Origin of the sequence: Micrococcus sp. HMSC067E09 (assembly GCF_001812555.1) — a bacterium.
Lineage (GTDB): Bacteria > Actinomycetota > Actinomycetes > Actinomycetales > Micrococcaceae > Micrococcus > Micrococcus lylae.
Window position 1 is genome coordinate 1 of the sequence record NZ_KV809428.1, and the last position, 21,848, is coordinate 21,848.

Genomic DNA, 21,848 nt, shown 5'->3' on the forward strand with positions numbered 1-21,848 from the left:
CTCTTGTCGGTGCCGGCTGGACCAGTGCCCGTTGTGCCGGCGCCGGGTGGCTGCACCCAGGCGGGCCTGCGTCAGGTGTCCCCGCGCTGCGCGCGCAGCGACTCCAGCCGGATTCGTGAGACGGCGTGGAGTCTGCGTACTGCCTTCAGGTGGGACTGTTCCAGCTGCTCCAACTGCTCGAGCAGCTCCGGTGCAGCAGTCGGCTTCTGGGAGTCGGGGACGGCGAGGAAGGCCTCCAGGCGTCGGGGCAGGTGCCGGCACACCACGTCGTCGACGACGAGCGCCTCGGCTGCCCGTCTTTCAGTGAGTTCCGTCCACTGGGGGAGGAGCTCCGCTGTGCGCTCCACGATCTGTGAGGCACGCTGCCAGGTGTCCGGGCGCAGCCGGGTCCGTTCAACCTTCAGGAGCGTCCGCAGCTGCTCTACAGAGTCGGTCAGTGACTGGTGTTGTTCCCCTGCGGCGTCGTGATGCCCGGAGGAGGCCGCACCAGGGCTTGCGAAGGGATTCCACCACGGTCGTCGTGCACGTCCCATCGCCGTCGTCCTCCTTGAATTCTCAGGTCTCTGGTCTGTGTCCCATCCTGTCAGGAGTGAGAGCAGGGACGCCCGTCCTGCAGGACGTCCGGCTCTCCACCAGAATCCGCGTGCTTCCGTTTTGCGCGCGGCTGGGGACGCTGGTAGTGTTGTCCTCTGTTGGAAACGCGCAAGCGTGTCCGACGGGGTGTGGCGCAGCTTGGTAGCGCGCGTCGTTCGGGACGACGAGGCCGCAGGTTCAAATCCTGTCACCCCGACCATATGGGGAAGCCCCTGCTCAGCAGAGCGGGGGCTTCGTCGTGTCCGGGGGCCACCATTCGAGCTCGCGTGAGGAGGGACGTCGCGTCCCCGCCGCGTCAGCCCCTCCTCTTCACGGGATGGTGGGAGAGGATGCTGATCCGGTTCGTCGCGTTCATGGTCACGGCGATCCACTGGACCGCCGCGTACTGCCTGTCCGTCAGGTCCCCGTGGGCCATCATCTGCGCCACCTGCTGCTCCTCGGTCTCCGGCAGCCTGGTGGCCGTCTCCGCCAGCCTCAGAGCGGCCCGCTCCTGCGGCGTGTAGACGTCTCCGGCCTCCTCCCACGCCGGCAGCAGGGCCATCCGCTGGGCGCTCAGTCCGGCCTTCTCCGCCAGGCGGGTGTGGATGTCCAGGCAATAGGCGCAGCCGTTGATCTGGGAGATCCTCAGGGAGATCAGCTCCACGAGTTCGGCGTCCAGCTCCGCGTCCTCTGCGAATGCCGCCACGGCCTTGCGCAGGCCCGTCATGGCATCCCACACCTCAGGGGACGCCTTGTCCAAGTAGAAGCGCAGCGGGTCCTCGCGGTCGTCCGCCGGCGTGGGCGCATCGGTGCTCATACCGGACACTGAAGCACGACGACGGCTTCCCCGCCAGGTCTTCCCGTCCTCCTCGGCCTGTCCCTCACCGGCGTCGGCCCGGCGTCAGAGGCGGTGTCCGGCGTGGACGGGCGCCCGTCTCGGCAGCCAGGAGCGGTCCGTCACGGCTCAGAAGCGCCCGGAGGACCCGGAGCCGGAGAAGCTGCCGCCTCCGCTGCCGTAGCCGGTGCCGCTGGACGAGGAGGAGCTGCTGCGGGCCTCGTCCACGGAGCGCCGTCCGGCGTTGTAGCCGGCGCTGTAGGACCAGACTTGCCAGTAGAAGCCGGAGTCGTGGGTGGTGTCCAGGATGGATCCGCTTCGCCCGGGCCTGCGCGTGCGGCGCTGGTTGTCCATGCTGCGGCGCATGGCCACCCTCTCCTTGGACGTCTTCGCGTAGGCGTCGATCTGCGCCTCGGCCAGGGCGTCGAGGCGATCGGTGAAGTCCTGGCGCATCCGGTCGAGCTCGTCGAGGGCCGCCTCAGGGGTGGCCTGCTGCTCGGAGAGCTCCGCGCCGAGGGCGGTCAGCCGCTGCCTCATGCTCGTCACCGAGGAGCTCAGGGCCTGGGCGGCGGGGGAGCCGTGCACGGACGAGTCCAGGTCGTCGAGGAGCTGCTCGGCGCCGTCGAGGTCCTCACGCAGGGGTGTGGTCTGCAGGTCCCAGGCGTCCTCCCATCCGGGGTGGCGGTTGAGGAAGGTGTTCGCGGCGCCGATGGTGTCGTCGAGGGCGTCGAGGGTCTGGGCCTCCGTCTTCAGTCGCGAGGCGCGGCGGACGATGTCGGCCTTGTGGTGCTGCTTCCGGTCGAGTGCCTCGAGGCTCTCGAGCTCCTCGGTGAGGTCGATGGAGCGCTGCTTGAAGCCGCGGAAGCGCTCCATGAGCGCGGCACCGTACGGGTTGTCCGTGGGCACGGTGGAGGCGTTGACCTCGGTGGCCTCCATGTCCATGGTGACGTTGGTCAGGTGGGTGCGGGACGCCTCGAGATTGCTCCGGGTCTGCTTCCGCAGCGTTCTGCGATGGTAGGCCAGGCCGGCACCGACGCCGCCGCCGGCCAGCGCGACGCCGCCGGCCCCCAGGTAGACGACCGGGTTCTGGTACCAGGGGCGGGCGATCAGCTCGGCGGCCTCGTCCACAGCGTCCACGGCGGCGTCGGTCCACTTGGCCTCCCGGGCGGCGCCGGTGGCCGCCTCCCGGATGCTCTCCTGCTGCCCCAGGCTCAGGTCGAGGTCCTCGCCGGCGTAGACGCCCATGATGCGATTGTCCGGGTCCAGGGCGTAGATCAGCAGCCCGTCGGCCCACTTCTGCCCGTCCGGGCTGATCCATTCCGGGCGTGCGGAGCGGGCGTGCTGCAGCACACGGCCGTTGAACTCCTGGGAGGCGCGGTCGTCGCTCAGGTGGTCCAGGCTCACGCCGCGCTCGGTGTACACCGCCACCTTCACCGGTCCGCGGAACTCGATCTCCGCCAGGTCCCGCTCCAGCTGTGCCGGATCGATGATCCCGGCGGTGTCGTCCAGCACCACCTCGGTGATCGGCTGTCGGTCGGTGCTTCGCTCACCGGCGGCCTGTTCGGCGGCGGCCGGCCCGTGCTCCTGCCCCGTTGCCGAGGCCGAGAACAGGGAGGCGCCGACGACGGCCGTCCCCCCGGAGCGCGACGGCCCGCCGGCCGCCGTCGTCTCCGCGAGGGCCTGGGAGGGGCCGAGCATGGCCAGGCCGAGGACGGCGCCCGCCGCCACCGCGACCGGGAGGCGGGGCCCGTCGGCCTCGAGACGCGCGGACGAGCCGTGCGGCGGCGTGCTCGCCTCGGTGGCGCGGATCTCGGGGCGGTCGGCTCGGCTCATGGCGTTCCTCCAGTGCGGGCTGTCCAGTTCACGGCCGGCGTGGCCGCGCTCACCACCCTAGATGAGAGGAGGCTGTGTCCAGCAGGTGCCGGAGCTCGTCGGCGGTGTGTTCCCCGCCGAAGCCGGGGCCCTCCGGCTCCACGACGGCGGCGCGGCGCAGGCCCGTGAACTGCACCGGGGCGTAGCCCATGGCGGCCACGAGCAAGGCCAGCGCCGCCCGGGCCTGCTCGCCGCCGTGGTCGCTGCCGACGGCCAGCGCGCGGAGGGGTTCCTCGGCCCTGCCGGCGCTGTCCAGGTCGTGGTGCGAGATGTCGAAGAAGGCTCGCAGCACGGGGACGGTGACGCCCCGGTCGCGCAGCCAGGCGGCCACGGCGAGCGTGTCGTCGCCCGGCCGGGAGCCGCCGGCGACGTCGGGCAGGAAGGAGGTGACGTCGTCGGGAAGGCCGTAGCCGCCCCAGGAGTTGGTGAGGTCCACGACGCCCAGCGTGCGCGGGCCGACGAGGTCCGGCACCTCGATCTCGTCGAGGTCCTCGCGGGGGACGGCGATCACCGTCAGCTGCGTGTCCGCGGCGAGCTGGTCGGGACGCACGGCCTCGGCCTCCGGCGCGTAGATGCCCAGGTGGTGGCGCAGCGCGGCCGGCGGACGGGTGGCGGCCATGAGCACGCGCGGGGCGTCCGTGCCGGGGGCCAGCCGGGGGATGCGTGCCAGGGCGCGGGCCAGCGATGTGCCGGCCCGGCCGGCGCCGAGGATCCCGACGGAGTCGGGCAGACCGGGCGCGGAGGTCGGTGCGGAGCCGCTCAACGGATCTCGGTGCGCTGACGGCCCAGACCGGAGATCTCCACCTCGACGACGTCACCGGCAACGAGCCAGGCGCGCTTGCCGTCCTTGCCCTTGCGGCCGAGGGCGACGCCGGCCGGGGTGCCCATCATGATGAGGTCGCCCGGGTGCAGGGTCACCATCTGGGAGATGTAGGAGACGATCTGCTCGGGGGTGAACACCACGTCGAGCGCCTTGGCGGACTGGCGCTTCTCTCCGTTGACCGTGGTGGTGATCTGGGCCTTCGAGGAGAACTCGTCCGGGGTCACCAGCCAGGGGCCCACCGGAGTGGAGGCGTCCCAGACCTTGCCCTGCAGCCACTCGGAGGTGCGGCCCTGGAAACCGCGGACGGACACGTCGTCCGCCACGGCATAGCCGGCGATGTGCTCACCGGCCTGGGACTCCGGGATGCGGCGGCCCGGCTCGCCGATGACGATGCAGAGCTCGCCCTCGTAGTCGAGGCGGTGGTCCTCCTGAGGGATCTCCACGTCGTCCAGGGCTCCGGTGAGGGACTGGGCGAACTTCGCGAACAGGGTCGGATGCTCGGGGGCCTCGAGTCCGGTCTCCTTGATGTGGTCACGGTAGTTCAGGCCCACACCGATCACCTTGGTGGGGAACGGCACGAGGGTCTCGTACATGAGCGTGGAGACGTCCAGCACGCGAGCGCGGTCCTGCTCGGCGGCGGCCAGGGCCTCCTCGACCATGCGGCGCTGCTCGGCCGGCTCGGCGGTGAGGTACTCGCCCACGTCCGTACAGCCTTCGATCTCCACGGCCTCGACGGCGATCTGCGGATCGGCCTCGTCGACGGCGGTGATCACGGCGGCGAACGTGTTGCCCGGGTAGGCGGCGTCCTCGGACGGGCGGCGGAACGTGGCGAGCTTCATGCGTCCCATCACATCACAGCCGGGCCGGTCGGCGGCACCGGGCCGTGCCCCTTGCGCGGCATCCCCGCCCGGCGGCCCCGCCCTGCGCCCGGCCGCGGAACGGCCTCGCCACGTGATGCGGCTCACACCGTCTTGCTAGGGTGGACCTGTGGAGCGAGCCCGGCGGGGCCGTCCGGCCCCCGCATACGTTCCGCCCGCTCGGCCCTGGGCGGCCGAGGTGCAACGAGAGAAGGTCGGACGACGAGCCGTTCGCCGGCGGCGTCCAGGTCGAGCTCGAGGAACAGACTCGAGGAGCAGGACTGAGTGCGCGCTCGTCCTGACTGGAGGAGGGGAGGACGCCGTGGTCCTGGTCTACGGCTACCGCACCGTCTACACCTGGGAGCCCTGGGCGCTCTACGCGGGCGCGCTCCTGTTGCTGGTCGCAGGCATCGGCCTGTTCGTGTGGGGCCGGCGCCGCGCCGCCGAGGAACGGGAGTCCATCCGCGCCGCCGAGGCCGCCGCAGGCCCCGGCGCGGACCGGCGGCGCACCCTGGAGCGGGACGACTGGCGGCGCCTGCGCCGCTGGGAGCTCGTGCGCACCGCGGGCATCGTCGCAGCGTGCGGGTTCCTCCTGCTCGGCTTCCTCGGCCTCCACACCCGGGACGAGGCCCACGTGAACCTGCGGGACAACCTCAAGGCACGCTACGGCGCGGCCCTGATCGTCGCGGACGAGGTCGAGGCGGTGGACGGCGGCTACCTCGTGGAGCTGCACTGGCGTCGCCCAGAAGGGCGTCCGGACCTGGCACCGGACGTCTACGACGCGATCGTGGTCCCGGACGTCCTGGTGACCGTCGAGGACCGCCGCGTCCCCACCGTCACGCAGATCCCGCCCGAGGTGCTGGCGGAGTACCCGGAGCTGAGCGGGTGAGCGTGGCACCATGACCGCCATGGACCTGCACCACGACGACGTCCGCGCGCCTCGGCAGACCGCCTCGCCCCTCGTGCTCGGCACCATGGGCTGGGGCGTCGACGGGGACCGTCCCGCCCGCGCGGCCGCCGCCCTGGAGGCGGCGCTGGCGGCGGGCGTGGGCGTGCTGGACACCGCGGACATCTACGGTGACGGCGACTCCGAACGCGCCGTGGGCGCCGCGCTCGCCGGCCTCGCCCCGCAGGTCCGCGACGGACTGCGGGTGCAGACCAAGTGCGGCATCGTGCTGCCGGGGACCACACCGCCGGGTGCGGCGCCCGGCACCTGCCCGGCGCCGACCACCCGCTACGACTCCTCGCCGCACCACCTGAAGGCCTCGCTCGCAGCCTCGCTCGAACGCCTCGGCACGGACCGCGTGGACACCCTGCTGATCCATCGCCCGGACGTGCTGACCCCCGTGGAGGACACCGTCCGCGCCTTCCTGGACGAGCGCGAGGCCGGCCGGGTGGAGCGCCTCGGCGTCTCCAACCTGCCATGGGAACGGGCGCAGCGGTTCCACGCGGCGCTGCGCAGCCTCTCCGCGGACGGCACCGGCCTGGACTGCGTGCAGGTCGAGCTCGGCCTGCACCACCGGGCCCTGGTGGAGGCCGCGGTGCTCGCCAACCACGACGACGCCGTCCCCACCTCCGGAGCGGCCACGCTGCCGCAGTGGTGCGCGGACGAAGGCATCGCCCTGCAGGCGTGGGGTCCGCTGGGCCAGGGACGCTACACCCGCCGCACCACGGACGAGGCGAGGAGCCCCGAACAGGAGGCGGCCGTCGTCGTGGAGGAGATCGCCGAGCGGCTCGGGCTGCCGGGTGAAGCCGTGGTGCTGGGCTGGCTTCGCCGGCTGCCGTGGGACGTGCGGCCGGTGGTCGGGACGATGGACCCGGGGCGCATCGCGGCGTGTTCACGCGCGGACGACGCCGCCGCGGCCCTCGACCATTCAGACTGGTACCGACTGCTCACCGCGGCCCGCGGTGTACCCCTGCCCTGACCGCCCCCTGGGCCCTGCGAACGGACTCCGCCATGGACGAGAACATCCACTACGAGACGATCAGCTTCACCCTGCCGTGGGTCGGCCTGTGGGCGACGCTGATCTGCGGGGCCATCGCGCTGACGCTGATCCTCGTGGCCGTCGTGCGGGTGCGCCGCCACCGCGCCCACTCGGCCCGGGAGAGTCGCAACGTGGACCCGAACCTGCTGCACGACACCGCGATCCAGCGGCGGGTCGGGTACGGCTTCGCCGTGCTCGCGGCGGCCGCGGCGGTCATGGGCGTGGTGGTCTTCATCCAGGACCGGGCGGCCTTCGAGAGCAACGTGAAGGCGAAGTACCCCGAGATCGTGGAGGTCACGAACGTGAAGCAGACGGGCACGTCCTTCACCGCGGACCTCACCTACGCGGACGGGCACACCGCCGTCGGTGAGCTGGTCATGGTCGAGCAGACGACCGGCGAGCCCCGGATCGGCGAGGACATCCTGGGCGAGCCCGGCACCGGCGGCATGTGACCCCCGTGCCGGCACCGGCGGGATGTGACCCCACGTGCCGGCACCGGGCGCGCACCCGCAGCCCGGACGGGCACCCGCCTGCTAGCGTCGCTGCCGTGAGCAGCACCGTTCCCGCCGCATCGTCCGGCCGTCGCATCCCCTCCTCCACCTATCGCCTCCAGGTCGACGCGAGCATGGACCTGGCCCGCGTCCGCGCCCTGGTGCCCTACCTGCGCCGCCTCGGCGTGGACTGGATCTACCTGTCCCCGCTGCTGGCCGCCGAGCCCGGCTCCGCCCACGGCTACGACGTGGTGGATCCGACCACCCTGGACCCCTCCCGCGGCACGGACGAGGACTTCGCCGCCCTGGCCGCGGACCTCGAGGCCGCCGGCTCCGGCCTGGTCCTGGACATCGTCCCCAACCACGTGGGTGTGGCCACCGCCGCCGCGAACCCCGCCTGGTGGGACCTGCTGCAGCACGGGCAGGACGCCGCGCACGCCGGCTGGTTCGACGTGGACTGGGGGGCCTTCGACGGCAGGGTGATGGTGCCGATCCTCGGCGAGGGCACCGAGGAGGACCCGGAGGCCGAGCTGGCGCACCTGCGGATCGTGGACCACGAGGGCGAGCCCGCCCTCGGCTACTGGGACAACGTCCTGCCCCTGGCTCCGGGCAGCCTGGACGCCGCCCGCGCCGCGCTGGGGGAGCGGACCGATGACGCGGACGCCGGGGACGAGGCGGCACAGAACGAGCTCGCCCGCGCCGCCCACGACCGCCAGCACTACCGGCTCGTGCCGTGGACCCGCGGCGACGCCGAGCTGAACTACCGCCGCTTCTTCACCATCACCACCCTCGCCGGCGTGCGCGTGGAGGACCCCGAGGTCTTCGCGGCCACGCACGCCGAGGTGGCCCGCTGGATCGACAACGGCTGGGTCCAGGGCCTGCGCGTGGACCACCCGGACGGCCTGGCCGACCCGGGCCAGTATGTGGAGCGCCTGCGCCGCCTGCTGCCGGGCGGGCCGATCTGGATCGAGAAGATCCTCGAGCCCGGCGAGGACCTCCCGGCCGCCTGGGACGTGGAGGGCACCACCGGCTACGACGCCCTCGGCGCGGTGGACCGTGCCCTCACCCCGGCCCGCGCCGCCGGCACCGCCGAGGAGGACGCCGCTGAGAAGGACCGCTGGAACTCGATGGTGCTCGAGGCCAAGCGGGACGTGGCCGCCGGCCAGCTGGCCGCCGAGACCGCCCGCCTGGTCCGCGAGGTCCGCCGGAGCCTTCCCGACGACGGCGCCCTCGCCTCCGCCGCGGAGGCAGACCTGGCCGCGGCCCTCGGGGAGGTCATGGCCCACCTGCACGTGTACCGCACCTACCTGCCCACGGGTCGGGCACGGCTGGACGGCGCGCTGGCCGATGCCGCCGCGGCGCGCCCGGAGCTGGCCGGGGTGCTGGACGCACTCGCGCCGCTGCTCACGGACCCGGCCCATCCGGCGGCCCGCCGCATGCAGCAGACCTCCGGCATGGTCATGGCCAAGGGGGTGGAGGACCGCTGCTTCTACCGCTACACCCGCTGGGCCCACCTCAACGAGGTCGGCGGCGACCCCTCGGACGCCGGCGGAGACGCCGAGGCGCTGCTGCGTGCCTGGGCCCGCCGCTGCGCCGAGTGGCCGCACGCCATGACCACGCTGAGCACCCACGACACCAAGCGCGGCGAGGACACCCGCGCCCGGATCATGGCGCTCGCCGAGCACGCCGACGACTGGGCGGAGGCGTTCGACGAGCTCGACCGGCTGCATCCGCTGGAGGATTCGGACTTCGCCCGCCTGCTCTGGGAGTCCGTGCTCGGCGTGTGGCCGGTGGACGGCACCGCCCCGGAGTCACAGCGCCTTGTGGACTTCGCCCTCAAGGCGGCTCGCGAGGCCGGCCTGCACACCACGTGGACCGCGCAGGACGAGGACTACGAGGCCCGCGTCACCGCCGCCATGGACGCCGCCTGCGCCCAGGACGGGCGGGTCCGCGAGGTCCTGCAGTCCTTCGCCGACCGCATCGCGGCCACGGGCCAGGTGCTCCAGCTGTCCCAGAAGCTGCTGCAGCTCACCGGCCCCGGCGTCCCGGACGTGTACCAGGGCACCGAGCTGCCCGCCCCCACCCTCGTCGACCCGGACAACCGCCGCCCGGTGGACTACGAGCGCCGCGCCGCCCTGCTGGAACGGATCGACGCCGGTCTGGTTCCGGCCGGCCCGGTGCTGGAGACGACCGCCGAGGGTCTGGCCTGGACCGCCGCGAGCGGAGACGATGCCGATGCCGCGAAGCTGGCCGTCGTGGCCGCCGCACTGCGTGCCCGCCGGGACCGCCCGCACGCCTTCACCCGCGCCCGTCCGCTGGACGTCACCGGCGCGGCCGCGGACAAGGCGATCGCGGTCGACCGGGGCGAGGCGGTCGTCGTCGTGGTCCGTGAGCCGCTCGCCCTGGCCGCCGCCGGCGGCTTCGGGGACACGGTCGTCCAGCTGCCCTCCGGGCCCTGGCGGGAGGTGCTGACCGACCGCCTCGTGGCCGTCGGCGGGGACGGCTGCGTGCGCCTGGCGGATCTGCTGGCGCGCACCGGGCAGGACGGCACCGTGGCCGGCACCGGGGCCGTGGCGCTGCTGCTGCGGGACGAGACGACCGAGACCGAGACCGAGACCGCGCTGCCGGAGACCGCCGGCGAGGAGGCCGAGACCGCATGACCGACCGTTCCGTGACCGGGCCGATGGCCCCGGCCGAGCAGACCCCGTACAACGACGCCGCAGTCACCGGCGGCGCCGCCTGGTCCCGCCTGGACGGTGCCCGGCTGGACCCCGGTGCCCAGGCCAAGGCGGCGGCGGACGCCGCGCGCGAGGTGCCCTACGCCGTGTGGGCGCCGCATGCCGAGACGGTCGAGATCGTCCTGGTGGACACCGAGCCCGGCGAGCTACACGACGCCGAGGACCGCTGGCCCGTCAGCGCAGCGGTGCGCATGGAGCGCGCCGGCGGCGGCTGGTGGACGCCGGCGGCGGACGTGGAGGAGGCCGCCGGCAGGGCGAACCCCGGCTACGGCTACCGGGTGGACAGGTCCGCCCCCGTCCCGGACCCGCGCTCCCGCCGACAGCCGGACACCGTGCACGGTCCCTCCCGCCGAGACCGTGAGGCGGCGGACTTCGCGTGGACCGACGCCGGCTGGGCCGGCCCGGACGGCGTGGAGCGGGACCCGTCCGCACCGCAGGGCGGCGGCCTGCGCGGCGCCGTCCTCTACGAGCTGCACGTGGGCACCTTCACCGCCGAGGGCACACTGGACGCGGCGATCGGGCACCTGGACGAGCTCGCCGAGCTCGGCGTCACCCACGTGGAGCTGCTGCCGGTCAACAGCTTCGGGGGTGAGCACAACTGGGGCTACGACGGCGTCGGCTGGTATGCGGTGGACGAGTCCTACGGAGGCCCCGAGGCCTACCGCCGGTTCGTGAACGCCGCCCACGCGCGCGGCCTCGGCGTGGTGCAGGACGTGGTCTACAACCACCTCGGCCCCTCGGGGAACTACCTCGGCGTCTTCGGCCCCTACCTGTCTGCGGGAACCGGCTGGGGCGAGGGCCCCAACCTGGACGGACCGGACTCGGACGAGGTCCGCCGGTTCATCCTGGACAACGTCACCCTGTGGCTGAAGGACATGCACGTGGACGGGCTTCGGCTGGACGCCGTGCACGCCCTGCGCGACACCCGGGCCGTGCACCTGCTGGAGGAGATGGCCGCCCACGCGGACGCCCTGGCCGCGCAGCTGGGCCGCCCGCTGCCGCTGATCGCCGAGTCCGACCTCAACGACGCCTCCCTCATCACCCCACGCGCGGCGGGCGGGCTGGGCCTGGCCGGCCAGTGGAACGACGACGTCCACCACGCGATCCACGTGGCCACCACCGGGGAGACCCACGGCTACTATGCCGACTTCGCCGCCGACGGCGCCCTGGCCAAGACGGTGGAGGCGGGGTTCTTCCACGACGGCACCTTCTCTTCCTTCCGCGGCCGTGACCACGGCCGCCCGGTGGCCGAGGACGTCCCGAACCACGCGTTCGTCTCCTCGATCCAGAACCACGACCAGGTGGGCAACCGCGCCGCCGGCGACCGCACCGCCGCCGCCCTCTCCGAGGGGGCCCTGGCCGCCGCGGCCGCCCTGCTGCTCACCGGACCGGCCACCCCCATGCTGTTCATGGGGGAGGAGTTCGCCTCCTCCTCGCCGTTCCCGTTCTTCACCGCCCACCGTGAGCCCGAGCTCGCCGAGGCGGTGCGCACCGGACGCCGCCGCGAGTTCGCCGCACACGGCTGGGACGAGGCTGCCGTGCCGGACCCGCAGGACCCCGCCACCCGGGACTCCGCCGTGCTGGACCGCGCCGAGGCCGTGGCGGGGCGTGGGGCCCGGATCCGCGGGACCTACCGCGAGCTGATCCGTCTGCGCCGCACCGTGCCGCAGCTCACCGAGCCGCGGCGCGCCGCCACCGCCGTGCAGTCTGCCGCCGACCAGCGGTGGGTGCGCTGGGACCGCCGGACGGCCGGGGGCGGCGACGGGTCCGTCGTCGTGCTCCTGGCGGCGCTCGGCGAGGAGCCGATGCCCCTGCCGGAGGACCTCGTCGGCGCCGAGCTGCTCGCCGGGCACGACGACGACGGCCCGCTCACCGCGGTGCCGGACGTCCTGCCCGCCCCGGGGTTCCTCCTGCTGCAGCGGGGCTGAGCCCGGGACGACGATGCGTCAGGCGTCGTCCGAGGCGAAGGGCGTGGGGATCGCCTTCAGCATGGTGGTGGTCGGGTGGAGGACCACCGCGTCCTCGTCCCGGCGGGCGCGCAGGACCTGGTCGATGTAGTCCTCCACGGCCTCCCAGAAGTGCACCTCGCGCTCCTGGCGCTCGGCCATGTACCAGCGGTGCTCCAGCACCTGGTGCATCACCTCCGCCGGCTCGAGCTTGTGCCGCAGGTCCTCCGGGACCTGCCGGGCCAGCGGCTCGAAGATCTCCACGAGCCAGCGGTGCGCGGCCTCGGACTCCGAGGCGTCCGGGTAGACGGCCTGCCGGCGGGACTCGATGTCCTGCAGCAGGCGGCGGGCCTGGTTCTCCTGCACGTCCAGGCCCGTGAGCTGCATGAGCCTGCGGTGGTGGTGGCCGGGGTCCACGACCTTCGGCTGCAGGACCAGGCGGGCGCCGTCGTCCACCGGGCGCAGGGCGTACTCCTCCACGTCGAAGCCCAGCTCGTTGAGGCGGCGGATGCGCTCCTCCACCCTCCAGGCCTCGTCCGGGGTGAACTCCGTGTCAGCGGTCAGCTCCTCCCAGAGCCGGGTGTAGGCCTCCACGAGCATCTCGGAGGTCTCGAAGGGGTCCACGTCCGCGTCCGCCATGTCCCCGGCGGCCAGGTCCATCAGCTCGCCGACCACGTTGGTGCGGGCCACCTCCAGGTCATGGGCTCGCTGGCCGTCCGAGAGCTGCTCGCGCAGTTCCCCGGTCTCCGCGTCCACCAGATAGGCGGCGAACGCGCCGGCGTCCCGGCGGAACAGCACGTTGGACAGGGAGACGTCGCCCCAGAAGAACCCCTCCAGGTGCAGCTGCACCATCAGCAGGGCGAGCGCGTCCATCAGGCGCACCAGAGTGGGCCGGCGCATCCGCTGGGAGAACACGGCGCGGTAGGGCAGGGAGAAGCGCAGGTGCTTCGTCACCAGGATCGCCGGCAGCGGCCGGCCGTCCGCGTCCGTGCGGCCGGTGACCACGCCGACCGGCTCCACTGAGGGGACCTCCTTGCGTTCCAACGCCCGCAGCAGGTGGTACTCGCGGAACGCCAGCTCCTCGGTGGTCTCCTTCACCGCGACCGTCGCGTCCCCGAGCCGGGCGAAGCGCACCACGTGGCGGGAGATGCCGCGGGGCAGGGCCGCCAGCACGTCCTCGGGCCACTGGGCCAGCGGGACGGACCAGGGCAGGGTCAGCAGCTTCGCCGCCGGCCCCGAGGCGCGGCCGGGCGCGGTGATGGACAGGCCGGTGCGGGCGGTGCTCGCCATGGCGGGGCTCCTCGTGACGGCGATCGGGACGGGGGCCGGAACGTGACGCGCGTCGGCCCGGACCACGATCCTCCCAGATCGGCCCAGTATGCTCACATGGCAGTTCACCCCGCTCGACGCGTTCCGTCACGGCGCCGCCGTGTGCCCTGCGCGGCCGGGTGCGGGGACGCCGCATGAGAACACCCGTCCCTCAAGGAGGACCCGTGGCCACCAACAACTCCCGGAAGACGAAGGCCGAGCGCGTGGCCGACTCGCGCGCCCGCGCCCGTCAGATGCAGGAGCAGCAGCGGCGCAGGGAGCGCCGCAACCGCACCATCGCGATCTGGGGCACCGTCGGCGCGATCGTGCTGGTGGTGGCCCTGGTGATCGCCTTCGTGCTCACCCGTGGTTCGCAGAGCATTCCCGACCAGGGCGAGGCCGCCTCCATTGCCAACCAGCAGGGCGGCGTGACCATGACCGGCAAGAAGACCCTCGCCGAACCGAAGGACAAGCTGGGTGCAGAGGTGGACGCCGCTGCCGTCAACGTGCCGGAGGAGCCCTCCGAGGAGCAGCCGGAGTCCATCCCGGGCGCCGAGGAGCCGGCGGACGGAGACCCGGCCCAGATCGTCATCTACGCGGACTTCAACTGCTCGCACTGCGCCGAGTTCGAGGAGAGGAACAACGGCTACCTGCAGGACCTGATGGCCGAGGGCAAGGCGACCGTCGAGTACCGCATGGTCGGGTTCCTGGACCGCCCGGGCACCGGCAACTACTCCTCCCGTGCCGCCGCCGCGTCCTACTGCGTGGCAGAGGAGGCGCCGGAGTCCTACGACGCCTTCGTGTCCGACGTGTTCGCCACCTACTCGCAGAAATCGGGCGCCGGCCTCTCGGACGACGAGCTGATTGCCATCGCCAACTCCGCCGGGGCGGATATCTCCTCCTGCGTCAAGGACGGCACCTACCGCCCGATGGTGAAGTACACCACCGCCAAGGCCCAGGAGGCCAAGATCCCGGGCACCCCGGGTGTTTTCGTGAACGGCAAGAACTGGGCTGTGGACGGCAAGGACCAGTCCTTCCAGGAGTTCGCCGACGCCCAGATGGGCGACGAGTGAGCCGCGCCGGAGTGCGCTGAGCGGCGGCGGCCGGGACACCCCGTCCCGCCGCCGCGGCCGCGCAGGCCGCACCCGGTAGGCTGAGGGGACCCGCCGATGCACTCGGCGGGTCCGCTTCGCCTCCTTAGCTCAGCTGGCCAGAGCATCTGTCTTGTAAACAGAGGGTCACCGGTTCGAATCCGGTAGGGGGCTCGCAGACGCGAAGGACCCCCGGAACCACGGTTCCGGGGGTCCTTCGCCGTTCCCCGGCCCCGCCGACCCGGTGCGGGGAGGGGCGGGGGCGAGGGGCCGTCGTCGCCGCGGGCGGGGCCGCAGCCTCACCGGCGGCTCAGCGGAAGGCGGAGACGCCGGTGAGGGCGCGGGCCACGATCAGCGAGTTGATCGCGTAGGTGCCCTCATAGGAGTAGATGGCCTCGATGTCGTTCATGACCTTGGTCATCTCGTAGTCCGCCACGATGCCGTTGCCGCCCAGGGCGTCACGGCCGAGCGACGCGGAGGAACGGGCCAGGCGGGTGGAGGTGGCCTTCGCGGAGGCGGCATGCATCATCACCAGGTCTCCGGCCTCGGCCAGGCGGGCGATCTGACGCATCATGCCGGCCGACGCCATGAGGTTGCCGGCGATCTCGGCGATGTGCTGCTGGATGATCTGGAAGCCGGCCAGCTTCTTGCCGAACTGCTCGCGCTGAAGGGCGTAGGAGCGCAGGATGTCGAACACGGCCTGCTGGGCACCGACGCCCTGCCAGCCGACCCAGGCGCGGGAAGCCAGGAGCAGGTCGTTGGCCTGGGCGAAGGAGGTGGCGCCCGGCAGCAGGGCGTCCTGGCCGACCTCGACGTCCTCGAACACGATGTCCGCGTTCTGCATGATCTTCAGGCCGGTCTTGTGCTCGATCTTCGTGGCCTTGTAGCCCGGGGTGTCCGTGGGCACAAGGAAGCACTTGATCTGGTCGTCTGCGGTGTCGCGGGCCCAGACCAGGGCGATCTGGGCCAGGGTGCCGGCGCCGATCCAGCGCTTGGAGCCGCGAATGGTCCAGCCCTGCTCGGTGCGCTCGGCGGTGGTGGCCAGGCCGCCGGCGATGTCCGAGCCGTGCTCCGGCTCGGTGAGGCAGAACGCGCCGATGGCCTCGAGGGCCTGAAGCTTCGGCAGCCACGCGGCCTTCTGCTCCTCCGAGCCGAGGTGGGCGATGGTGCCCACGATCAGCTCGTTGTGGATGCCGACCAGGGCGGACAGGGACAGGTCCACGCGGGCGATCGCGGCGTGCACCAGACCCTGGAACAGGGCGGAGGAGCCGTCGGTGAAGATCGTGCCGAGGCCCAGGGCGCCGAGGCCCGGGAGCAGATCCGGCACGAACTCGTCCCGGGTCCACGGCTCGATCACGGCCGGGCGCACCACGGTCTGCAGGTGCTCTTCGATCCGCTCCAGACGGGTGCGCTCCTCGGCCGGGAGCTCGGCGCAGAGGTCGAGGAGGTCGGGCGAGGGGAGGGCGTCGGACTGGGGCATCGTCGTCTCCTTCGAAGGGGTGAAGGCACCGCGCCGGTGCGGTGCGTGTCTGGTCGCAGGGTGCTGTGTCTCACGGCGTGACGTGCTCTGGGCGCCCGGGTCGGTGACGTGCCGTTCACTGGGTGAAACAGTCTTCCGTGTGACCTGGGCCACGCCTATGGTGGGAGTCATAGAAACCCGATGTTCCGATCATTGTACGTCCACAGGAGGTAGCACGATGACTGTGACCGAAGAGCTCCGCGCTGCGCGCGACCTGCTCGTGAAGCACCAGCAGGACTATGACGCGGCCCGCCGCGAGTTCGTGTGGCCCCGCTTCACCGAGTTCAACTTCGCCACCGACTGGTTCGACCAGCTGGCCGCAGACCCGCAGCGCGGCACCGCCGACGCCCTCGTGATCGTCGAGGAGGACGGTCGCGTGCTGCGTCGCACCTACGCGGACCTCTCCGCCTCCTCGAAGAAGGTCGCCGCCTGGCTGCAGCAGACCGGTGTGCAGCGTGGCCACCGCCTGATCCTCATGCTGGACAACCAGGTCGAGCTCTGGGAGACCATGCTCGCCTGCATCCGCATCGGCGCCGTCATGGTCCCCACCACCACCCAGATGACCGCGGTGGACCTGCAGGACCGGGTGGACCGCGCCGAGGCCCGCTGGGCCGTGGCCAACGCCAAGAACCTCGCCAAGTTCACCGACGTCGAGGGCGACTGCACGCTCATCCACGTCCCGGGCGTCTATGCCTCCGACGCCGAGAAGGAGGTCCCCCAGGTCGGGGATCGGAAGGTCCTCTTTTACGAGGACGCCTACACGGTGGACGCCGAGCCCGTCCTGGACACGCCCACCGCCGCGGACGAGACCCTGCTGCTCTACTTCACCTCCGGCACCACCTCGAAGCCGAAGCTCGTGGAGCACACCCACACGTCGTACCCGGTGGGCCACCTCTCCACCATCTACTGGATCGGCCTGCAGCCCGGAGACGTGCACCTGAACGTGGCCTCCCCGGGCTGGGCCAAGCACGCGTGGTCCAACGTCTTCGCCCCCTGGCTGGCCGAGGCCACGATCTTCGTGCTGAACTTCGGCAAGTTCGAGGCCGGCGCGCTGATGAAGGCCATGCAGGACGGCGGCGTGACCAGCTTCTGTGCCCCGCCGACCGTGTGGCGCATGCTGATCAAGGCCGACCTGACCCAGCTGAAGACCCCGCCGAAGAAGGCCATCTCCGCGGGCGAGCCCCTCAACGCCGAGGTCATCGACCAGGTGCAGCGCGCCTGGGACGTCACCATCCGCGACGGCTTCGGCCAGACCGAGACCACCCTGCAGATCGCCAACACCCCCGGCGCCCGCATGAAGATCGGCGGCATGGGCCGCCCGCTGCCGGGCTACGAGATCGTCCTCATCGACCCGCTCACGGGTCAGGAGGCCGACGAGGGCGAGATCTGCGTGAAGCTCGACCCGCGCCCGGTGGGCGTGCTGAAGTCCTACTTCGGCAACAAGGAGAAGACGGATGAGGTCTTCCGCGACGGCCTCTACCACACCGGCGACATCGCCTCGAAGGACGAGCAGGGCGTCTACACCTATGTCGGCCGTGCGGACGACGTCTTCAAGTCCTCGGACTACAAGGTGTCCCCGTTCGAGCTCGAGTCCGTGCTGGTGGAGCACCCTGCCGTCATGGAGGGCGCGATCGTCCCGACCCCGGACGAGATGCGCCTGGCCGTGCCGAAGGCCTTCGTGACCCTCGCCGCCGGCTATGAGCCGAACGAGGAGACTGCGCGCGAGATCCTGCAGTACACGGTCACCAAGCTGCCGCCGTACAAGCGCATCCGCCGCATCGAGTTCCGTGAGCTGCCCAAGACCATCTCCGGCAAGGTGCGCCGCGTGGAGCTGCGCTCCGAGGAGGTCAAGCGCCACGGCGGCGAGGAGGTCGGCGGCGTCGAGTACCGCGAGGAGGACCTGGGCATCCAGCGTCCGAAGCGCTGAGGCAGGTCTCCGCGCGGGGACATCTGCCTCGCGCGGGGACACCTGCCTCACGAGGGGACACCTGCCTCACGAACTGGTGAGGACACACCGTCATGACGGGGCCTGAGGGGGCTCGAGACGGCGTGTCCTCACCAGTTGGCGAAGGGCGGTGACGGGACAGCGGCAGGCACGCGCACCCCGGGGCAGGCGGTGGGGCAGAACGCCGGCGGGACGACGACGGCCTCGCACCTGACGCTGTCAGGTGCGAGGCCGTCGTCGGGAAGGAACGGGCGGGCCGTCAGGCCTGCTTCCACTCGGGCTTGCGCTTCTCGGCGAAGGCGCCCATGCCCTCCTTCTGGTCCGCGGTGGCGAACAGGGAGTGGAAGATGCGGCGTTCGTGGACGATGCCCTGCTGCAGGGTCGTCTCGAACGCGGCGGCCACGGCCTCCTTGGCCATCTGCGCGGACGGCTTGGAGAAGGACGCGATCTTCTGCGCCACCTCGCGCGCCTCGTCCTGGACCTTCTCGTCCTCCACCAGGCGGGAGACGAGGCCGATGCGCTCGGCCTCCTCGCCGTCCACCTGGCGGCCGGTCAGCACCATGTCCATGGCCTTGGCCTTGCCCACGGAGCGGGTCAGTCGCTGGGAGCCGCCCATGCCCGGGATGACGCCGAGCTGGATCTCCGGCTGGCCGAAGCGGGTGCCCGGGCCGGCGATCAGCACGTCCGCCATCATGGCGAGCTCGCAGCCGCCGCCGAGGGCGTAGCCGGTCACGGCCGCCACGACCGGGGTGCGCACACGGCCCAGACGCTCCCACGCCTGGAACCAGTCCGAGGCATACATCTGGGTGAAGGTCCGGTCCTTCATCTCCTTGATGTCCGCGCCGGCGGCGAACGCCTTGGGGGAGCCCAGCAGCAGGATCGCGCCGACCTCCGGGTCCATGTCGAAGGCTTCGGCGGCCTCGACGACGGCGTTCATGGTGGCCTCGTTGAGGGCGTTCAGCGCCTTCGGACGGTTCAGGGTGATGACGCCGACGCGGCCGTCGGTCTCCGTCAGGATCACGGGCTCGTCAGCGGTGGTCTTCTCGGTCACGCGGTGTCCTCCTTGGACTCGAGGGAGGCCGACGCCTGGTCGGCACGGACGGTCTCGATGATGCCGGAGAAGTCCTTGCGGGCGCCATCGCCGTCGGCGTACGCCTGGTACAGGCGCTGGCTGGTGCGGCCCAGCACGGCGTCCACGTTCTCGCGGTCGAGGGCGGACAGGGCCAGGCCCAGGTCCTTCGCCATCAGCGCACCCATGAACCCGCCGGCGAAGTCCCGGTTGGCCGGGGAGGTCGGCACCGGGCCCGGGACCGGGCAGTTCACGTTCACGGACCAGCACTGGCCGGTGGACGTGCTCATGACGTCGTACTGGACCTGCGGGTCCAGGCCCAGGCGCTCGCCCAGCACGAACGCCTCGGCGGCGCCGATCTGGGTGATCGCCAGCATCATGTTGTTGCATATCTTCGCGGCCTGGCCCATGCCGTGGTCGCCGCAGTGGACGATCTTCGCGCCCATGATCTGCAGCAGTGGCTCGACGCGGGCGAACGCGGCGTCCCCCGCGCCGACCATGAAGGCCAGGGTGCCGTTCTGGGCGCCCACCACGCCGCCGGACACCGGGGCGTCCACGGAGTCGAAGCCCGCGTCCTTCGCCATCTGTGCGGCCTCCTGGGCCTCGGCGATGTCGATGGTGGAACAGTCCACGAACAGGGTGTTCGGCTTCGCGACGGCCAGCAGGCCCTCGGAGCCCTCACCGCCGGCGTAGGTGGCCTTCACCAGGCTGCCGTTCGGCAGCATGGTGATGACCACGTCCACGTCCCGCGCGGCGTCCGCGCCGGTCGCGGCGATCTCGACGCCGGCGGCACGGGCGGCCTCCACGGCCTCCGGCACCGGGTCGAAGCCGGTGACCTGCACGCCCGCCTTCACCAGGTTCGCGGCCATCGGGCCGCCCATGTTGCCCAGGCCCAGGAAGGCCACACGGCGGGCATCCTCGGGGACGACGACGTTCTCGGTGTTCTCGCTCATCTCGGAGTCCTCCTCAGCGGTCTGCGGATCAGGAGCCCTCGGGCATCACGAACGAGGCGCCGGAGCGGATGCCGGAGGGCCAGCGCGTGGTGACGGTCTTGGTCTTGGTGTAGAACTTCAGGCCGTCGGTGCCGTACTGGTTCAGGTCGCCGAAGCCGGAGGCCTTCCAGCCGCCGAAGGAGTAGTAGGCGATCGGCACCGGGATCGGCACGTTCACGCCGACCATGCCGACGTTCACGCGGGTGGAGAAGTCTCGGGCCGTGTCGCCGTCGCGGGTGAAGATCGACACGCCGTTGCCGAACTCGTGCTCGGACGGCAGGCGCAGGGCCTCCTCGTAGTCCTTCGCGCGCAGCACGCACAGCACCGGGCCGAAGATCTCCTCCTTGTAGATGCGCATGTCCGCGGTGACACGGTCGAACAGGGTCGCGCCCACGTAGAAGCCGTTCTCGTGGCCCTCGACGGTTGCGCCGCGGCCGTCCACCAGCAGGTCCGCGCCCTCGTCGACGCCGGCCTGGATGAGTCCCTCGATGCGCTCCTTGGCCTGCGCGGTGACCACGGGGCCGAAGTCGGCGCCCTCCTGGTCGGAGGCGCCCATCGTCAGGTCCTTCATGCGCTCCTGGAGCTTGGCGACCAGCTTGTCCGCGGTCTCCTCGCCCACCGGGACGGCCACGGAGATGGCCATGCAGCGCTCGCCGGCGGATCCGAAGGCGGCGCCGATGAGGCCGTCCGCGGCCTGGTCCAGGTCCGCGTCCGGCATGATCACGAGGTGGTTCTTCGCGCCGCCGAAGCACTGGGCGCGCTTGCCCAGGGAGGTGGCGTGCGCGTAGATCGACTGGGCGATCGGGGTGGAGCCGACGAACGCGACGGCCTGCACGGCCTCGTGCTCGATCAGGGCGTCCACGGCGTCCTTGCCGCCGTTGACCACGTTCACGGCGCCGGCGGGCATGCCGGCCTCGACCGCCAGCTCGGCCAGGCGGACCGGCACGGAGGGGTCACGCTCGGACGGCTTGAGGACGATGGTGTTGCCTGCGGCCAGGGCGCAGCCGGCCTTCCACAGCGGGATCATGGCCGGGAAGTTGAACGGGGTGATGCCGGCGACCACACCGAGCGGCTGACGGATGGAGTGCACGTCCACGCCGCGGCCCACCTCGGAGGAGAACTCACCCTTGAGCAGGTGCGGGGCGCCGGCGGCGAACTCGACCACCTCGACGCCGCGCTGGATGTCACCGTGGGCGTCCGGCACGGTCTTGCCGTGCTCCCGGGCGATGGAGCGGGCCAGCTCGTCCGCGTTCTCGTTGATCAGGCGGACCCACTCGAGCAGGATGCGGCCGCGGCGCTGCGGGTTGATGGTGGACCAGGTCTGGAAGGCCCTCTGGGCGGACTCCACGGCCTCGGCCACGCGCTCGGCGCCGCCCAGCGACACCTGGGCGGACACCTCGCCGGTGGCGGGGGTGAAGACGTCCTGCGTCGGCTCGCCGGTGCCCTCGACACGCTGGCCGTCGATGAAGTGGGGGATCAGGGTGGTCATGGTGCGCCGTCCGTTCTGCTCGTCCATGAGCGTTCGATTCCGGAAGATCTGAGGCGGCCGGCCCTGTCCGCAAACACTGCGGAGGCGGGGTGTGGGCCACGTCTCAGGACGACCATACGCCCTCGAGGCGTCCAGGACACTTTTATGTCCGACTTTCGGAACCGCCGGGCTGATATGGACGTAGGTGCAGCGATCTGTCCGAAGGTGCCGCCGCCTGTCCGATCGTGCCATCGACAGGCACCATGGGACGACGTTTCTCGACGATCGTCCAGGAACGCCCTGCCCTGCTTTCCGGCCTGGTCAGCGGCGCCTACT

Annotated in this window: 17 protein-coding genes and 2 tRNA genes; 9 read left to right on the forward strand and 10 right to left on the reverse strand. The window is 72.0% G+C overall.

Annotation, left to right across the window (positions count from 1 at the left end; translation table 11 throughout):
• Window positions 1–71 precede the first annotated feature (71 nt).
• Window positions 72–347 carry a hypothetical protein gene (locus tag HMPREF2863_RS11765; RefSeq protein WP_141756354.1) on the reverse strand — a complete coding sequence of 92 codons (276 nt, stop codon included), beginning with the start codon at window positions 345–347 and terminating at the stop codon, window positions 72–74.
• A 369-nt stretch (window positions 348–716) separates the two neighbouring features.
• On the opposite strand from HMPREF2863_RS11765, the gene HMPREF2863_RS03525 reads away from it, so the two are divergent.
• Window positions 717–793, forward strand: a tRNA-Pro gene (locus HMPREF2863_RS03525).
• 96 nt (window positions 794–889) lie between these two features.
• On the opposite strand, the gene HMPREF2863_RS03530 is transcribed toward HMPREF2863_RS03525, so the two are convergent.
• From HMPREF2863_RS03530 to HMPREF2863_RS03545, 4 genes are all read right to left on the reverse strand, one after another.
• Window positions 890–1,390, reverse strand: coding sequence for a carboxymuconolactone decarboxylase family protein (locus HMPREF2863_RS03530; protein WP_070637950.1), 501 nt, complete (start codon window positions 1,388–1,390; stop codon window positions 890–892).
• 147 nt (window positions 1,391–1,537) lie between these two features.
• Window positions 1,538–3,241: a DUF5129 domain-containing protein gene (locus tag HMPREF2863_RS03535; RefSeq protein ID WP_070637953.1), complete on the reverse strand. Its 1,704-nt coding sequence runs from the start codon at window positions 3,239–3,241 to the stop codon at window positions 1,538–1,540.
• Between the two features lie 49 nt (window positions 3,242–3,290).
• A complete protein-coding gene (locus HMPREF2863_RS03540; RefSeq protein ID WP_070637956.1) occupies window positions 3,291–4,043 on the reverse strand; it encodes an NAD(P)-binding domain-containing protein in 753 nt (250 codons plus the stop codon).
• Window positions 4,040–4,942 (reverse strand): fumarylacetoacetate hydrolase family protein, encoded by a 903-nt coding sequence (locus tag HMPREF2863_RS03545; RefSeq protein ID WP_070637959.1) that lies wholly within the window; start codon window positions 4,940–4,942, stop codon window positions 4,040–4,042. Before HMPREF2863_RS03545 ends, HMPREF2863_RS03540 begins: the two co-directional genes overlap by 4 nt.
• 340 nt (window positions 4,943–5,282) lie before the next feature.
• Between HMPREF2863_RS03545 and HMPREF2863_RS03550 the strand changes: the two genes are divergently transcribed.
• The 5 genes from HMPREF2863_RS03550 to treZ all read left to right on the forward strand — a co-directional run bounded on the left by HMPREF2863_RS03550 (window position 5,283) and on the right by treZ (window position 12,102).
• Complete coding sequence (locus HMPREF2863_RS03550; RefSeq protein ID WP_070637962.1) at window positions 5,283–5,849, forward strand: hypothetical protein; 567 nt, start codon at window positions 5,283–5,285, stop codon at window positions 5,847–5,849.
• A gap of 10 nt (window positions 5,850–5,859) precedes the next feature.
• Window positions 5,860–6,885 carry an aldo/keto reductase gene (locus HMPREF2863_RS03555; protein ID WP_083315197.1) on the forward strand — a complete coding sequence of 342 codons (1,026 nt, stop codon included), beginning with the start codon at window positions 5,860–5,862 and terminating at the stop codon, window positions 6,883–6,885.
• A gap of 32 nt (window positions 6,886–6,917) precedes the next feature.
• Window positions 6,918–7,397, forward strand: coding sequence for a hypothetical protein (locus HMPREF2863_RS03560; protein WP_070637965.1), 480 nt, complete (start codon window positions 6,918–6,920; stop codon window positions 7,395–7,397).
• A gap of 95 nt (window positions 7,398–7,492) precedes the next feature.
• Window positions 7,493–10,096 (forward strand): malto-oligosyltrehalose synthase, encoded by a 2,604-nt coding sequence (gene treY / locus HMPREF2863_RS03565; protein WP_246828811.1) that lies wholly within the window; start codon window positions 7,493–7,495, stop codon window positions 10,094–10,096.
• Window positions 10,093–12,102, forward strand: coding sequence for a malto-oligosyltrehalose trehalohydrolase (gene treZ, locus HMPREF2863_RS03570; protein ID WP_246828812.1), 2,010 nt, complete (start codon window positions 10,093–10,095; stop codon window positions 12,100–12,102). The genes treY and treZ overlap by 4 nt, the downstream gene beginning before the upstream one ends.
• A gap of 18 nt (window positions 12,103–12,120) precedes the next feature.
• Here treZ and HMPREF2863_RS03575 read toward each other — a convergent pair whose 3' ends face one another.
• Entirely contained in the window at window positions 12,121–13,410 is a 1,290-nt protein-coding gene (locus HMPREF2863_RS03575) for a DUF4032 domain-containing protein (RefSeq protein WP_070637971.1), read from the reverse strand.
• 203 nt (window positions 13,411–13,613) lie between these two features.
• Between HMPREF2863_RS03575 and HMPREF2863_RS03580 the strand changes: the two genes are divergently transcribed.
• Window positions 13,614–14,501 carry a DsbA family protein gene (locus tag HMPREF2863_RS03580; protein ID WP_246828813.1) on the forward strand — a complete coding sequence of 296 codons (888 nt, stop codon included), beginning with the start codon at window positions 13,614–13,616 and terminating at the stop codon, window positions 14,499–14,501.
• A 118-nt stretch (window positions 14,502–14,619) separates the two neighbouring features.
• Window positions 14,620–14,693, forward strand: a tRNA-Thr gene (locus tag HMPREF2863_RS03585).
• Window positions 14,694–14,829: 136 nt separating this feature from the next.
• Here the strand turns inward: HMPREF2863_RS03585 and HMPREF2863_RS03590 are convergent.
• A complete protein-coding gene (locus HMPREF2863_RS03590; RefSeq protein ID WP_070637974.1) occupies window positions 14,830–15,999 on the reverse strand; it encodes an acyl-CoA dehydrogenase family protein in 1,170 nt (389 codons plus the stop codon).
• Window positions 16,000–16,216: 217 nt separating this feature from the next.
• Here HMPREF2863_RS03590 and HMPREF2863_RS03595 point away from each other — a divergent pair, with 217 nt between their 5' ends.
• Window positions 16,217–17,965 (forward strand): AMP-binding protein, encoded by a 1,749-nt coding sequence (locus tag HMPREF2863_RS03595; protein WP_070637977.1) that lies wholly within the window; start codon window positions 16,217–16,219, stop codon window positions 17,963–17,965.
• 277 nt (window positions 17,966–18,242) lie between these two features.
• Here the strand turns inward: HMPREF2863_RS03595 and HMPREF2863_RS03600 are convergent, their stop codons facing one another.
• From HMPREF2863_RS03600 to HMPREF2863_RS03610, 3 genes are read right to left on the reverse strand one after another with little or no spacing between them, the layout of a single operon-like run.
• On the reverse strand, window positions 18,243–19,034 hold the full coding sequence (locus HMPREF2863_RS03600) for an enoyl-CoA hydratase (protein ID WP_083315199.1): 792 nt from the start codon (window positions 19,032–19,034) through the stop codon (window positions 18,243–18,245).
• On the reverse strand, window positions 19,031–20,005 hold the full coding sequence (gene mmsB, locus HMPREF2863_RS03605) for a 3-hydroxyisobutyrate dehydrogenase (protein ID WP_070637980.1): 975 nt from the start codon (window positions 20,003–20,005) through the stop codon (window positions 19,031–19,033). Before mmsB ends, HMPREF2863_RS03600 begins: the two co-directional genes overlap by 4 nt.
• Before the next feature lie 28 nt (window positions 20,006–20,033).
• Entirely contained in the window at window positions 20,034–21,560 is a 1,527-nt protein-coding gene (locus HMPREF2863_RS03610) for a CoA-acylating methylmalonate-semialdehyde dehydrogenase (protein WP_369804909.1), read from the reverse strand.
• Window positions 21,561–21,848 lie beyond the last annotated feature (288 nt).